Genomic DNA, 13,890 nt, shown 5'->3' with positions numbered 1-13,890 from the left:
AGTCGCCGGATGGCCGCGCCCAAGTCACCCAAGCTGGACAGGAAGAGGGCGCGCGCGGTGCTGGGCGCAGCGCCGGGCGCCACGCCGGCCGAACTGCGCTGCGCCTTCCGCGAGGCGGCCAAGAGCGCCCACCCCGACCGGCCCGGCGGCGACGCCGAGCGGTTCCGCGAGGTGGTCGAGGCCTACCGCCTGCTCAGCGAGCCGATCCCGACCGGCGGCGTCATCCAGCCGCCCGCCACCGTCAGGAAAACCACCCAGGACGACAGGATCCTGCCGATCACGCCGCTGCTCTCGCTGAACGGCGGCGTCGTGCTGAAGGAAACCGCCGACCAGCGCAGCCTGAAGATCACCCTTCCCGCCGGCCTGCGCTCGGGCGACCTGCTGCGAGCCGGCGGCGACATGTTCGAGATCGCCGTGCGCGGCGATGCGCAGATCATGGTCCGCGGCCATGACCTCTGGGTCACCACGCCGCTGCATCCGCACGTCTTGGCCCAGGGCGGCCGGGTGGCGGTGGACACCCCGCTGGGTCGCCGCGTGGTCTGGATCACCAAGAAGGTCGGCGAACGCGGCCTGGTGCGGCTGGCCGGACAGGGACTGCCGGCGCGGGGCGACCACCCGCAGGGCCACCTGTTCCTGCGCCTGACCGAACAGACCCGCACCACCGACACCGCCACCCGCACGCTGCGCCGCCGCTTCGCCGCCGCCTGGGCGGCCTGAGCGCTCCCCAAGCTCGTCATCCTCGGCCTCGTCAGCGCCCCGGGGATCCATAGACGCAGCCTCCCCGGACAGACTTGAGCATATGGATGGCCGGGACCTGCCGGCACGGCCATGACGATCCTTTTGGACGATCCATTTGAGAGAACCGCGGAAGGCGCTAAAAGCGCCGCCATGTCGCACAACACCTTCGGCCATCTGTTCCGCGTGACCACCTGGGGCGAGAGCCACGGGCCCGCCCTCGGCTGCGTGGTCGACGGCTGCCCTCCGGGCATCGGCCTGACCGCCGAAGAGGTGCAGGTGTGGCTGGACCAGCGCCGTCCCGGCCAGGGCAAGTTCGTCACCCAGCGCCAGGAGCCGGACGCGGTGAAGATCCTGTCGGGCGTATTCCAGGACGAGCGCACCGACGGCCAGGTGACCACCGGCACGCCGATCTCGATGCTCATCGAGAACGTCGACCAGCGCTCGCGCGACTATGGCGAGATCGCCACCCAGTTCCGGCCGGGCCATGCCGACTACACCTATTTCGCCAAATACGGCGTGCGCGACTATCGCGGCGGCGGCCGGGCCTCGGCGCGTGAGACCGCCGCGCGGGTGGCTGCCGGCGCCGTGGCCCGCAAGATCATCGAGGGCGTCACCGTCCGCGCCGCCGTGGTGCAGATCGGCCCGCACGCCATCGACCGCAGCCGCTTCGACTGGGACCAGCGCCACGAGAACGGCTTCTGGTGCCCGGACGCGCAGACCGTACCGGTCTGGGAGGAGCATCTGGAGAAGGTCCGCAAGGCCGGCTCCTCGACCGGCGCGATCGTCGAGGTCGAGGCGTTCGGCGTGCCCGCCGGCTGGGGCGCCCCGGTCTATGGCAAGCTCGACGCCGAACTGGCCGCCGCGCTGATGTCGATCAACGCCTCCAAGGGCGTGGAGATCGGCGCCGGCTTCGCCAGCGCCGCGTTCTCGGGCGAGGAGAACGCCGACGAGATGCGGATGGGCAACGACGGCGAGCCGCTGTTCCTGTCCAACAGCGCCGGCGGCATCCTGGGCGGCATCTCTTCGGGCGCGCCGGTCGTCGCCCGCGTCGCGTTCAAGCCGACCTCTTCGATCCTCACCCCGCGCCGCAGCCTCAACGAGGCCGGCGAGGAAGTGGAGCTGCGCACCAAGGGGCGCCATGACCCCTGCGTCGGCATCCGCGCCGTGCCGGTGGTCGAGGCGATGACCGCTTGCGTCCTGGCCGACGCCTACCTGCGCCACCGGGCCCAGACGGGCGGCGGCGCCTATGTTCCGGGCGGCTCCGAGCGCCGCTGACCCGTTTCGGGCGTCGGAATTTCGACACTCGAAAATCGCCGTTTTATGGCATTGACCGTGCAACTTTCGCCCAGCTAATCAGCTGTTGTCGCGGAACGCACCCTCGCGATTCGGCCCCACAGTCAGCGCGGTGAACGTGCGCCTCGATCGCCTCAAGGTCCTGATCGTCGACGACAACAAGCACACGCGCGTGCTGCTGGCCCAGATCCTGCGGGCGCTGGGCATCACCCAGACCATCGAGGCCGGCGACGGGGTCGAGGGCCTGGCCGCGTTGCGCAACCACGCCGTCGACATCGTGCTGACCGACCTGGCGATGGAGCCGATGAACGGCATCGAGTTCGTGCGCTCGCTGCGCACCGGACCCGACAGCCCCGGCCCGATGCTGCCGGTGATCATGATCACCGGCCACGCGACGATGAAGCGGCTGCAGGAGGCGCGCGACGCCGGGGTCAACGAGTTCATGGGCAAGCCGATCACCGCGCGCGGCGTGATTGAGCGACTGGCCCAGGTGGTCGACCACGCACGCCCGTTCATCCGCACCGACGAGTACTTCGGTCCCGACCGGCGCCGGCGCAGCGACCCCAGCTTCGAAGGCCCCTGGCGGCGCGTGGGCGACCACCGCAACGTCCACGCGCTCGAGCTCTAGCGTTCGCCACCATTTGGTGATGTTCGGCCGGTAGGCAGGAAGCGTCCCTGTCGGAGAACCCCTGCATGCCCGCCCTTCGCATTCTCGCCCAGCTGTCGCTGCTGGCGGGCGCGGCCCTGGCGCTGTCGGGCTGCCTGGCGGTCGCCGCCACCGGCGCGGTAGTCGGAACGGCCGTCGGCGTCACCGGCGCAGCCGTCGGCGTCACCGCCAAGGGCGCGGGCATGGTCGTCGGCGCGGTCATCCCCGACGGCGACAAGGACGAGAAGCGCAAGTAACGCCCTGGACTGCCCCGGCGTCAGCGATCTCAGATCGCGGCTCGAGGGAGGCCGCCCATGCGCATCGTCCAGGCGACCAGTTTGTCGTCGATCGACGACTATCGGATCATCGACGCCGCCCCGCTCGAGCCGGGTCCGGGCGAGGTGCTGATCGACGTCGCGGCCTGCGGGGTGGGTTATGTCGACGCGCTGGTGGCGCTCGGCCGCTACCAGGTCAAACCGGCGCTGCCGCACACGCCGGGCCAGGAAGCGGCCGGCCGCGTGGCCAAGGTCGGGTCCGGCGTCACCGGTCTGGCCCCCGGCGACCGGGTCATGGCCAGCGTCCGCGGCGGGTTCGCCCAGCAGGCCCTGGCGGCGGCCGCCGCCGTCCGGCCGATCCCCGAGCGCATGGCGTTCGCACAAGCTGCTGGATTTCACATCAACTACGTCACCGCCCTGCACGCCCTGGCCGACCGGGCGAACCTGCAGCCCGGCGAGAGCGTGCTGGTGCTGGGTGCGGCCGGCGGGCTGGGCGCCGCGGGACTGCAAGTCGCCAAGCTGCTGGGCGCGCGGGTGATCGCGGCCGCGTCCAGCGATGCCAAACGCGACTTCTGCCGGGCCCTAGGCGCCGACGAGGTGCTGGACACGTCGCCCGACGATTGGCGCGAACGGCTGAAGGCCGCTGGCGGCGGGCGCGGACCGGACGTCGTGTTCGATCCGGTCTGCGGCCCGCTGTTCGAACCGGCCTTCCGCTCGCTCGGCTGGCGCGGGCGTCATCTGGTGCTGGGGTTCGTCGGCGGGCCGATCCCCGCCCTGCCCGCCAACCTGCCCCTGATGAAAGGCGCGGCCCTGGTCGGGGTCGACGTGCGTCAGTTCATGCTGCTGGAGCCGGAACTGGCCCGCGCGCACCTGGACCGGCTGCTGGACTGGGTCGGCGAGGGACGCCTGGCGCCGCCGCTCGGCCGGGCCTTTGCGCTCGACGCGTTCGCGCAGGCGCTGGAATTCGCGCTGACCGGCCAGGGGATCGGCAAGACGGTGATCGAGGTCGCCGACCCCTGAGGCGCGTCAGGCGCCCGAAACCGCCATGGCGCAGCTTTCGCCGATGGTCGGGCGCGAGACGACGATGCGCGACAGGCCCGGGAACTTGGGCTGCAGGCGCTCGGCGAAATAGAGGCAGATGTGCTCGAGGGTCGGGCGCTCCAGACCCGGCTTCTCGTTGAGCAGGCCGTGGTCGAGTTCGGCGGCGACGGCCTTCAGCTCGCCATCGAGATCGGCCAGGTCGACCACCCAGCCCACCGGCTCCTGCGGCGCGCCCCGGACGGTCGCCTCGACCTTGAACGAGTGGCCATGCAGGTTCCTGTAGGGCCGGTGCTCCGGTCCCTCGGCGAAGTAGTGCGCCGCGTCGAAAGTCGCGGCCTTGGTGATCTCGAAAATCGGCTGGGTCATCTGGGAGGGGTCTTGGGCCGTCCGGCCGCGCCTGGCGCGCGTGTCACGGAATGCCGAGGTACTTGTGGGTTTGGACGCTTAAACGCCACCGGGGGTGCGCAAGGCAATAGGCGATCGCCGCCTGGGTGTTTTCGACGCGCGCCGGACCGTCCATCGGCTGGAGTAGAAAGCGCTCGAAATCCATGTGCTCGAAGCGCGACGGATCGGCCAGCGCCTGGGGGAAGACCAGCTTCAGTTCCTGGCCGTGGGTCTGCACGACCTCGGCGTCGGCCTTGGGGCTGACGCAGATCCAGTCGATCCCCTCGGGAACCGGCAGAGTGCCGTTGGTTTCGAGCGCGATGCGGAAGCCGCGGGCGTGCAGCGCCGCGATCAGCGGCGCATCGACCTGCAGCAGCGGCTCGCCGCCGGTGCAGACCACCAGCCGGTGGTCGGGGCCGCCGGTCCAGGCCGCCTCGACCGCAGCGGCCAGATCCTCGGCGCCGGCGAAGCGGCCGCCCCCCTCGCCGTCCATGCCCACGAAGTCGGTGTCGCAGAAGGTGCAGACCGCTTTGGCGCGATCCTCCTCGCGCCCCGACCACAGGTTGCATCCCGCAAAGCGGCAAAACACCGCCGGCTGGCCAGCCTGGCCGCCCTCGCCCTGGAGGGTCAGGAAGATCTCCTTGACGGCGTAGCTCATGACGTCAGTTCCGGACGGCCGGCCTCGACCCACTCGGCCCAGCCCCTGGCGCGAAGGTCGCAGGCCGGACAGTCGCCGCAGCCATGTCCCCAATCGTGCAGCGCGCCGCGGGTTCCCCGGTAACAGGTGTGGCTGTCGGCGACGATGACGTCGACCAGGTCGTCGCCGCCGAGGCCCTTGGCCAGCGCCCAGGTCTGCGCCTTGGTCAGCCACATCAGCGGGGTCTCGACGACAAAGTCCTGGGCCATGCCGAGGTTCAGGGCGCGCTCCAGGGCCTCAAGCGTCTCGCGGCGGCAGTCCGGATAGCCGGAGAAATCCGTCTCGCACATGCCGCCTACTAGAAATTTCAGTTTGCGGCGATCGGCCAGAGCCGCCGCATAGGTCAGGAAGACGAGGTTGCGGCCGGGCACATAGGTGTTCGGCAGCCCCTTCTCGGTGATCTCGAAAGCCCGCTCCTGGGTCATGGCGGTGTCGCCGACCGCGCCGAAGCCGGTCAGGTCGAGGACGTGATCCTCGCCAAGCTTGCCGGCCCATTGCGGGAACCGCGCGCGCACGGCCTCGCGAACCACAGAACGCTGTTCCATTTCCACCGCGTGCCGCTGACCGTAGTCGAAGCCGACGGTCTCGACATGGTCGTGCCGGGCCAGCGCCCAGGCCAGGCAGACGCTGGAATCCTGACCGCCCGAGAACAGGACCAGGGCGCGGGACTGCGGAGAAGCTTGGCTCATCGGCCCCATATGCGCGCGCGCAGCGCAAATCGGAAGCCCGGCGCGTCGCCGGATCGCGCCATTCTCCATACTCGGGAATCCAAAAGGCCTGGCGAAACAACGATCTCGCACTTGCAGCATCTCGAATACCGGAACGCATCAAGCTTCCGCCCCGGAAACCTCTTCACGACCACCTACAATTGAAAGAAATCGCGCCTATGCATTTCAGCAACAGCGTTTGGTTAGTTTTGCCCTGAACGTCGATAACTTAACGTCGTCACGTTGACAGACTCCATAACTGAGCGCGAGCCTTGCTGGTCGGGGGAGTGGCCGCCACCCCTTTGACGAAATCTCGTGCGGCGCAAGGTGACGCACCGGGCCGGTTTGTAGAGAGCCTCGGGCGTCTTGGGAGGAACCTGGAATGTTCAATACTCTGCATTTGCGGAGCCTGCTGATCGTGGGCGCGTCCGCTGTAGCGTTGAGTTCAGTTGCGTCTCCGGCCTGGTCCCAGAACGTCATTCAAGAACTGGTGGTCACCGCCCAGAAGCGTGAGGAAGCCCTCCAAGACGTGCCGATCGCGGTGTCGGCGTTCAACCAGGATGCGCTTGAAAAGGCCAAGATCGACGGCGGCCCGAACCTGGTCATCGCCGTCCCGAACGTGAACTTCTCGAAGGGGAACTTCACCGGCTACAACTTCCAGATCCGCGGCATCGGCTCCAAGCTGGTCGCCGGGTCGGGCGACGCCGGCACCGGCATCCACCTGAACAACGCCCCGCTGCTGTCCAACAACCTGTTCGAGACCGAGTTCTACGACGTCGAGCGGGTCGAAGTGCTGCGCGGGCCGCAAGGCACCCTCTACGGACGCAACGCCACCGGCGGCGTGGTCAACATGATCACCGCCAAGCCGATCGACGAGTTCGAGGCGATGATCCGCGGCGAGGTCGGCAACTACAACACCATGAAGCTGCGCGGCATGATCAACGTGCCGCTGGGCGACCAGTTCGCCCTGCGGGTCGCCGGCTCGTGGCTGAAGCGCGACGGGTTCGGCGACAACCTGGTGACCGGCAACGACGCCGACGACCGCGACCTGTTCGGCACGCGCGTCACCCTGGCGTTCAACCCGACCGACACCTTCCACGCCTACTTCCTGTGGGATCACTTCGACGAGGACGACAACCGCTCGCGGATCGGCAAGCAGTTCTGCACCAAGGACCTGGGCCCCTCGAACGTCGGCGGCCTCGGCTACTCGGCGGCGGCCGGCGGCCTGATCGGCCAGATCCAGCGCGGCCTGTTCAGCCAGGGCTGCTCGGCGACCTCGCTCTACTCGGCCGGCTCGTTGGGGACGGTGAACTCCCAGGCGACGCTGGGCGGCCTGTTCGGCGCGCTCGGCGGCTTCCAGACCGGCGACGCCTACGCTGGCAAGATGCAGACGACTAACGTCCGCGACATCGAGTCGACCTTCGACCCGATCTACCAGTCAACGACCGACATCTATCAGTTCAACGTCGACTGGGACGTGACAGACGAACTGCGGCTGACCTGGCTGACGTCCTATACGGACTTCGATCTCTATACCCGCCAGGACTACAACCGCTACGTCCCGAGCTCGAGCTTCAACTCGACTCCCAACCCGGTCAACGCCTTCGCGGCGGTTCCCGGCTACGCGGCCATCTACGCCGCGCTGTTCCCCGGGGGCGTGATCAACGACGCGCAGAATCGCCCGTACAACCGCTTCACGACCAGCGACATCTCGTCGGCCTACACCAAGGGCTGGAGCCAGGAGCTGCGACTGCAGTCGGCCTATGACGGCCCGTTCAACTTCAACGTCGGCGGGATCATGGTTCGCTACCAGGCGACCGGCGACTACTACGTGATGTTCAACACCGGGACCGGCTACTACCAGATCAACAACCTGCTCGCCGCGGGCAACCCGAACTGCGTCGGCGCCGCGCCCTGCATCTCGATCGATCCGAACTACGAGCCGACCCGCGTCGGCCGCAACTACTACGACGCCTACGGCCCCTATGACCTGCGCTCGCACGCCTTCTTCGGCGAGCTCTACTGGCAGGCGACCGACACCCTGAAGTTCACCGGCGGCCTGCGCTATACGGTCGACGACAAGGAGGTCGAGAACCACCAGGTCAACCTGGGCATTCCCGGCGTCGGCATCGCCGGACCGATCCCCGGCACGCCCGACATCCTGCATGTCGAGTTCAAGGAAACCACCGGCCGCATCGGCTTCGACTGGAAGCCGGACCTCGACTTCACCGACGACACCCTGATCTACGCCTTCTTCTCGCGCGGCTATAAAGCCGGGGGCCTGAACTCCCCCTGCAGCGGCGGCGCCGGCGTGATCTGCGGTCCGCCGACCTTCGAGCCGGAATTCATCAACGCCTACGAAATCGGCACCAAGAACACGGTGCTGAACGGCACGATGACCCTGAACCTGACCGGCTTCTACTACGACTACCAGGGCTATCAGGTCTCGAAGATCGTCAACCGCGCCTCCACCAACGAGAACATCGACGCCAAGATCAAGGGCGTCGAGCTGGAGAGCGTCTGGCAACCGCTGGAAGGCCTGCGCCTCAACGCGCAGATCGGCTGGCTGGACACCGAGATCAGCTCGGGCACCTCGATCGACACCTTCAACCGCACGGGCGGCAACCCGAACCTGGTGCTGGTGAAGTCGAGCGCGGCGTCGAACTGCGTGGTCAACATGGCCGCGGCCCAGACGGCGCTGGCGGTGTCGAACGCCACCAACAACCCGTTCGCCCTGCTCGGCGTCTGCACCCCGGCCTCGACGGCCGGCGCGGGCACCGACATCGGCAGCGGCGCGCTGGCGGTCGGCACCAACGCCTTCGGCGGCCTGGTCAGCGACGGCGTGCCGATGTCGCTCGAAGGCAAGGAACTGCCGAACGCCCCGCACTGGACCGTCTCGCTGGGCGCCCAGTACACCTGGGACTTCGGCAACGACTGGTCGCTGACCGCGCGCGGCGACTACTACAAGCAGACCGAGACCTTCGCCCGGATCTACAACACCGAGCCGGACCGGATCGACGACTGGCAGAACGTCAACCTGACGCTGACCCTGAGCAATCCGGCCAACGGCTGGGAGATCGGCGCCTACGTCAAGAACGCCACCGACGAGGAGGCGATCACCGACTTCTACCTGACCGACGACTCCTCGGGTCTGTTCCGCAACGCCTTCTACACGGAGCCGCGCACCTACGGCGTGTCGCTGCAGAAGCGCTTCTGACGACCAGTTTTACCCAGCCGTAAGGCCTTGGCCGCCGCCCCTCGGGACGGCGGCCTTTTTCTTTGGCGTCACCGCAGAATCCGAACGCCATTTTGCGATTCAGGTACGGCGCGCCGCAGCGCGCGCACGCGCAAGACCCTTGTTTTCCTTTGATTCATAATCCGTCAAAAACCGGCGGTCATTTTTGTACGCGCGATTTGAAAGCGCGGTATTTCGGCCACAGACTTTCAAAAGCACAACTGAATTACGTTCAGTTATCGAGGGTCACATTGACGCCCGCGCCAACCCGGCGGAGTTTCCCCGCCTCGGCGCCTCCCCGCGCCGTGTCACCGCACATCATGCGGGCGGACTGAAGAGGGCGCTCCACGCCCCTCCGCCCTGGGAGGATACTTGATGGCTACCAACGCCCCGCGTCTGCGGACCATGCTGGCCCTGAGCGCTTCGGTTCTGACGCTCTCGGCGATTTCCGCGCCGGCCTTCGCCCAGGAAGATTTCCAGATCGAAGAACTGGTCGTCACGGCCGAGAAGCGCGAGCAGGCGCTGCAGGACGTGCCGGTCGCGGTCTCGGCCTACACCTCCGAGCAGCGCGACATCCGCGGCATGACCGGCATCCAGGACTTCGTGAACTTCACCCCGGGCATGAACTATTCGGGCACCGACCGCGTCTCGCTGCGCGGCGCCGGCCGCAACACCTTCTACATCGGCAACGACCCGGGCGTGGCCGCCTACACCGACGGCTTCTACTCGGCCTCGTCGTCGGAACTGTTCAAGAGCTCGCTGTTCGTCGAGCGCACCGAAATCCTGCGCGGCCCGCAGGGCACGCTGTACGGCCGCAACGCCATGGGCGGCGCGCTGAACACCATCTCCAAGCGCCCGTCGCACGAGTTCGGCGGCGAGATCCGCGCCGGCTACGGCAACTTCGACCGCACCAAGATCGAAGGCGTCGTCTCGATCCCGGTGGCCGACAACCTGCGCTTCAAGATCGGCGGCAGCCAGGACTGGCAGCGCGACGGCTTCATCGAGAACATCGGCGGGGCCAACGACGGCGCCACCATCAAGCGCACCTACTTCGAGATCCAGGCCGAAGCCGAACTCGGCGACAACCTGGACGTCTGGGCCCGCTACTCGCGCTCGAATTGGGATGACTCGACCGGCGTCGGCGACCGCCTCGCCAACCAAATCACGCCCTACGACACCACCCGCTTCTTCCAGCCGATCGGCGGCCTAGTGCCGAACGGTCAGTATGGGATGACCACCGCCAATCCGGGCGTCGCCGATCCCTACAAGCAATCGACCAACCGCGACGGCTATGGCCAGCTGCGCGGCAACCACCTGTTCACGACCTCGATCACCTACGATCTGGGCTGGGCGAGCCTGAAGTACATCGGCGGCTTCCAGCAGTACAACTACCAGACCGGCGGCGACTACGACGGCACCAACCGCACGACGTCGTATCTGATGAACGGCGTGCCGGTCTTCAGCGACCTGACCACCGACTTCGACGAGCACAAGCGGTACTTCTCGAACGAAATCAACCTGTCGTCGAACAGCGACGGCCCGCTGAACTGGATCCTCGGCCTCTACCAGTACAAGGAAGAATACAAGCAGCGCATCCAGCTCGGCAGCCCCCTGCAGGCGCAGCTGGCGACGCCGTCCTTCTACTACGGCTCGATCAACGGCGCGGCGCCGGGCGTCGCCAGCCTGGCCGCGGCCGGCCTGCCGTCGACCAACCCGACCCGCAACTTCGCCGACAACCAGGCGCAACTGGAATCCAAGGCGTGGGCGGCGTTCGGCCAGGCGACCTACGAGTTCAACGACCAATGGGCGCTGACCGGCGGCCTGCGCTACACCAAGGATGAAAAGGACGGCTACGAGTCCCAGCGCCTCGTGCTGTTCAACCCGACCAGCGCCTTCGGCGGCGCGGCCGTGGACGTGTCCAGCGACATGGACCCGACCCGCCCTGGCGTGCAGAACTTCCGCAACCTGTCGGACAGCTGGTCGGCCGTCACCGGCACCCTGAACCTCGACTGGACGCCGAACGACGACACCTTGGTCTACGCCAAGTACAGCCGCGGCTATAAGTCGGGCGGCTTCCTGCTCGGCACCCTGGCGCCGAAGCCGACCGCTGACGAAGAGACCGTCAACGCCTACGAGATCGGCCTGAAGCAGACCATCGGCGGGCGCCTGATCCTCAACGCCTCGGCCTTCTACAACGACTTCGAAGGCCTGCAGCTGAACCTGTCGCAGCTGAACGCGGCCGGCACCTCGGCCTCGAACAACTTCGTCAACGTCGACGCCGAAGCCTACGGCCTGGAACTGGAAGCCATGTGGCAACCGATCCAGCCGCTGCAGATCTCGGCTTCGTACGGCTACCTGCACACCGAGATCACCAAGGGCTGCTGCTTCTACGACCCGGCGGACCCGAGCGCTCTGAAGTCGACGGCCCGTCCGTCGGGCGGCACGGCGACGACCAACGGCGTGCTGCTGGTGTTCCAGGACCTGGCCGGATCGAAGATCTACCAGTCGCCGGAGAACAAGTTCGCGCTGAACGCCAACTACACCTTCGACTTCGAGCCGGGCTCGCTGATCCTCTCGGGCAGCTACACCTGGACCGACGAGACCACCTACCAGCCCTTCGACAACCCCGACTTCGCCGTGCCGGCCTACGGCACCGCCGACCTGCGGGTGCTGTGGAAGGACGCCCAGGACCGCTACTCGCTCATCGGCTACGTGAAGAACGTGACCGACGAAGAGGGCTTCACCTCGACCTCGTCGACCAACCCGACGGCGGTGTTCGCCAACCCGAACCCGGGCCTGTCGGTCGGCGGAACGAACTATCTGCGCCAGACCAGCACCGCGATCACCCGCGGCCTGATCCAGCCGCGCACCTACGGCGTGGAGCTGCAGTACCGCTTCTAAGCCAGGTCCCTGGCGAAAACGGCGAAGGGCGGCGGGAGAAATCCCGCCGCCCTTTCTGCTGTCGGGAACCCGACCCGCCTTTTCGCCATAGCGTCAATTTACGCTAACCCTGGGTGGAATTTAACGTCTCCGCAAGCGCTTAGGCCCATGCTGAGCATAAGTTCCCTTTGGACCCTGGCGTTCATGTCTCTGCCCGAGTTCTTCTACGAGCGCGTCACGAGCGAAATCCATCAGCAGATGGAGGGCGTTCTAGCGCTGGCCGAACGCCTTGCCCGTCAACCGATGGGCGCGGATGCGCAGGCCTGCGTCGCCGGCGTCACCGAGGCCGCCCGGGCGGTTCGCCAGATCCTGGTGTCCTCCTCCGACCTCAAGGCGGCCGCCTCGGACGGCCTGTCCTTCGACCTGCAGCCGCGACGCGCGGCCGAACTCGCCGACGACGTCCAGGCCCGCTGGGAAGAACGCGCCACCGACGGCGGCGTCACCCTGCTGGTCTCCTACGACGGCGATCCCGACGCCCTGGTCATGGTCGACAGCGGGCGCATCAACCAGATCTTCGACGCCTTCATCGCCCAGGCGCTGGCCGGCGTGCGCCGCGGCGCGGTCGAAGCGACGCTCAAGGCCGTGGCCGACGGCGACTCCACGCGGCTGGAAGGCCGCATTCGCGGCGCCGCCGACCGGGTTATGGGCGACCGCGCCCTGGATCTGCGCGAGATCGAGGCGCTGTTCGGGCTGGAAACCGCGCTCGGCGTCGCGCTGAGCCGCAAGATCGTCGACGCGATGCAGGGACAGGTCCGGGCCGAAGCCAATGTCGGAACCGGCGAGACCCTGGTCTTCGAAGTCGACGTGCCGACCGCCCATGAAGAGGTCCCCGCCGAGGAGACCCTGGGCCAGACCGAGCGCGCCGCCCACATCCTGGTCGTCGACGACAACGCCACCAACCGCATGGTCGCCGAGACCCTCTGCGAAATGTTCGACTGCACCTCGGAATCGGCCACCGACGGCGTCGAGGCGGTCGAAGCCGCCCGCACCGGCCGCTTCGACCTGATCCTGATGGACATCAAGATGCCGCGCATGGACGGGGTCACCGCCACGCGCGAGATCCGCGCCCTGCCCGGCGCCCCTGGCCGGGTGCCGATCATCGCCCTCACCGCCAACGCCGATCCCGAAGACGCCGCCGGCTATCTGAAGGCCGGCATGAACGGCGTCGTCGAGAAGCCGATGAAGCCCGAGCATCTGCTGCGCACGCTGCAAGAAAACCTCGGCGGCTCGAGCGACGACGCTGCCGCAGCGTAAGGGCTAGCCGCGCCCGTCGACTGGGGCCATCGTCGGCGCATGGCCACCTTTTACGAACGCCGGATCCTGCCCAAGCTGCTGACCTGCGCGTGCGCCTCGCCGCCGATGATGAAGCAGCGCGCCAAGGTCGTGCCGCTGGCGCAAGGCAGGGTGCTGGAGCTTGGCGTCGGCATGGGCCTCAACCTTGCGCTCTACGATGCGGACAAGGTCGCCAGCGTGGCCGGCGTCGATCCCGCGGCCGAACTGCGCGCCCAGGCGATGGCGGCGCCCCGCGACCCACGGCTCGACGTCACGATCGCCGATGGGACCGCCGAGAACTTGCCGTTCGAGAACGGCGCGTTCGACACCGTCGTCTGCACCTTCACGCTCTGCTCGGTGCATACCCCGGCCGCCGCCCTGGCCCAGGCCCGCCGGGTGCTGAGGCCCGGCGGGCGGCTGCTCTATTGCGAGCACGGCCTGGCCCCAGATCCTGACGTCGCCAAGTGGCAACGGCGGGTCGAGCCGCTGTGGAAGCGCCTAGCCGGCGGCTGCCATCTGACCCGGCCGGTGACCCGCGCCATCGCGGACGCCGGGTTTCGTATCGAACGGTCGGAGACGATGTACCTGCCTGGGACGCCCCGCATCGCCGGATGGAACGAGTGGGGGGCCGCCACGCCCACGTAAAGTGTTTCGCAAGTCCC

The 13,890-nt window shown here is 67.8% G+C and carries 12 protein-coding genes; 9 read left to right on the top strand and 3 right to left on the bottom strand.

Annotated elements, in window-relative coordinates; all coding sequences use genetic code 11:
* Window positions 1-9: 9 nt before the first annotated feature.
* The 5 genes from AC1Q87_RS17650 to AC1Q87_RS17630 all read left to right on the top strand — a co-directional run bounded on the left by AC1Q87_RS17650 (window position 10) and on the right by AC1Q87_RS17630 (window position 3,972).
* Window positions 10-717, top strand: a complete 708-nt coding sequence (locus tag AC1Q87_RS17650; RefSeq protein ID WP_492610142.1) for a DnaJ domain-containing protein — start codon at window positions 10-12, stop codon at window positions 715-717.
* A 171-nt stretch (window positions 718-888) separates the two neighbouring features.
* Complete coding sequence (aroC, locus tag AC1Q87_RS17645; RefSeq protein WP_492610141.1) at window positions 889-2,013, top strand: chorismate synthase; 1,125 nt, start codon at window positions 889-891, stop codon at window positions 2,011-2,013.
* Window positions 2,014-2,149: 136 nt separating this feature from the next.
* On the top strand, window positions 2,150-2,659 hold the full coding sequence (locus AC1Q87_RS17640) for a response regulator (RefSeq protein WP_492610140.1): 510 nt from the start codon (window positions 2,150-2,152) through the stop codon (window positions 2,657-2,659).
* Between the two features lie 65 nt (window positions 2,660-2,724).
* A complete protein-coding gene (locus AC1Q87_RS17635; protein ID WP_492610139.1) occupies window positions 2,725-2,934 on the top strand; it encodes a hypothetical protein in 210 nt (69 codons plus the stop codon).
* Window positions 2,935-2,991: 57 nt separating this feature from the next.
* Complete coding sequence (locus AC1Q87_RS17630; protein ID WP_492610138.1) at window positions 2,992-3,972, top strand: NADPH:quinone oxidoreductase family protein; 981 nt, start codon at window positions 2,992-2,994, stop codon at window positions 3,970-3,972.
* A gap of 6 nt (window positions 3,973-3,978) precedes the next feature.
* Here the strand turns inward: AC1Q87_RS17630 and AC1Q87_RS17625 are convergent, their stop codons facing one another.
* The 3 genes from AC1Q87_RS17625 to queC are packed head-to-tail and all read right to left on the bottom strand — an operon-like array spanning window position 3,979 to window position 5,763.
* Window positions 3,979-4,359 (bottom strand): 6-pyruvoyl trahydropterin synthase family protein, encoded by a 381-nt coding sequence (locus AC1Q87_RS17625; protein WP_492610137.1) that lies wholly within the window; start codon window positions 4,357-4,359, stop codon window positions 3,979-3,981.
* A 43-nt stretch (window positions 4,360-4,402) separates the two neighbouring features.
* Window positions 4,403-5,035 (bottom strand): 7-carboxy-7-deazaguanine synthase, encoded by a 633-nt coding sequence (queE, locus tag AC1Q87_RS17620; RefSeq protein WP_492610136.1) that lies wholly within the window; start codon window positions 5,033-5,035, stop codon window positions 4,403-4,405.
* Entirely contained in the window at window positions 5,032-5,763 is a 732-nt protein-coding gene (gene queC / locus AC1Q87_RS17615) for a 7-cyano-7-deazaguanine synthase QueC (protein ID WP_492610135.1), read from the bottom strand. Before queC ends, queE begins: the two co-directional genes overlap by 4 nt.
* Window positions 5,764-6,163: 400 nt before the next feature.
* Between queC and AC1Q87_RS17610 the strand changes: the two genes are divergently transcribed.
* The 4 genes from AC1Q87_RS17610 to AC1Q87_RS17595 all read left to right on the top strand — a co-directional run bounded on the left by AC1Q87_RS17610 (window position 6,164) and on the right by AC1Q87_RS17595 (window position 13,873).
* Window positions 6,164-8,998 carry a TonB-dependent receptor gene (locus AC1Q87_RS17610; RefSeq protein ID WP_492610134.1) on the top strand — a complete coding sequence of 945 codons (2,835 nt, stop codon included), beginning with the start codon at window positions 6,164-6,166 and terminating at the stop codon, window positions 8,996-8,998.
* Window positions 8,999-9,391: 393 nt separating this feature from the next.
* Window positions 9,392-11,917 (top strand): TonB-dependent receptor, encoded by a 2,526-nt coding sequence (locus AC1Q87_RS17605; protein ID WP_492610133.1) that lies wholly within the window; start codon window positions 9,392-9,394, stop codon window positions 11,915-11,917.
* A gap of 183 nt (window positions 11,918-12,100) precedes the next feature.
* Complete coding sequence (locus tag AC1Q87_RS17600; RefSeq protein WP_492610132.1) at window positions 12,101-13,210, top strand: response regulator; 1,110 nt, start codon at window positions 12,101-12,103, stop codon at window positions 13,208-13,210.
* A gap of 39 nt (window positions 13,211-13,249) precedes the next feature.
* On the top strand, window positions 13,250-13,873 hold the full coding sequence (locus AC1Q87_RS17595; RefSeq protein ID WP_492610131.1) for a class I SAM-dependent methyltransferase: 624 nt from the start codon (window positions 13,250-13,252) through the stop codon (window positions 13,871-13,873).
* Window positions 13,874-13,890 lie beyond the last annotated feature (17 nt).

This window comes from Phenylobacterium sp. GW823-FHT02A09 (assembly GCF_058797775.1).
Note: the sequence above shows the minus strand (reverse complement) of the source record. Positions and strands in the feature narration are given on the sequence as shown.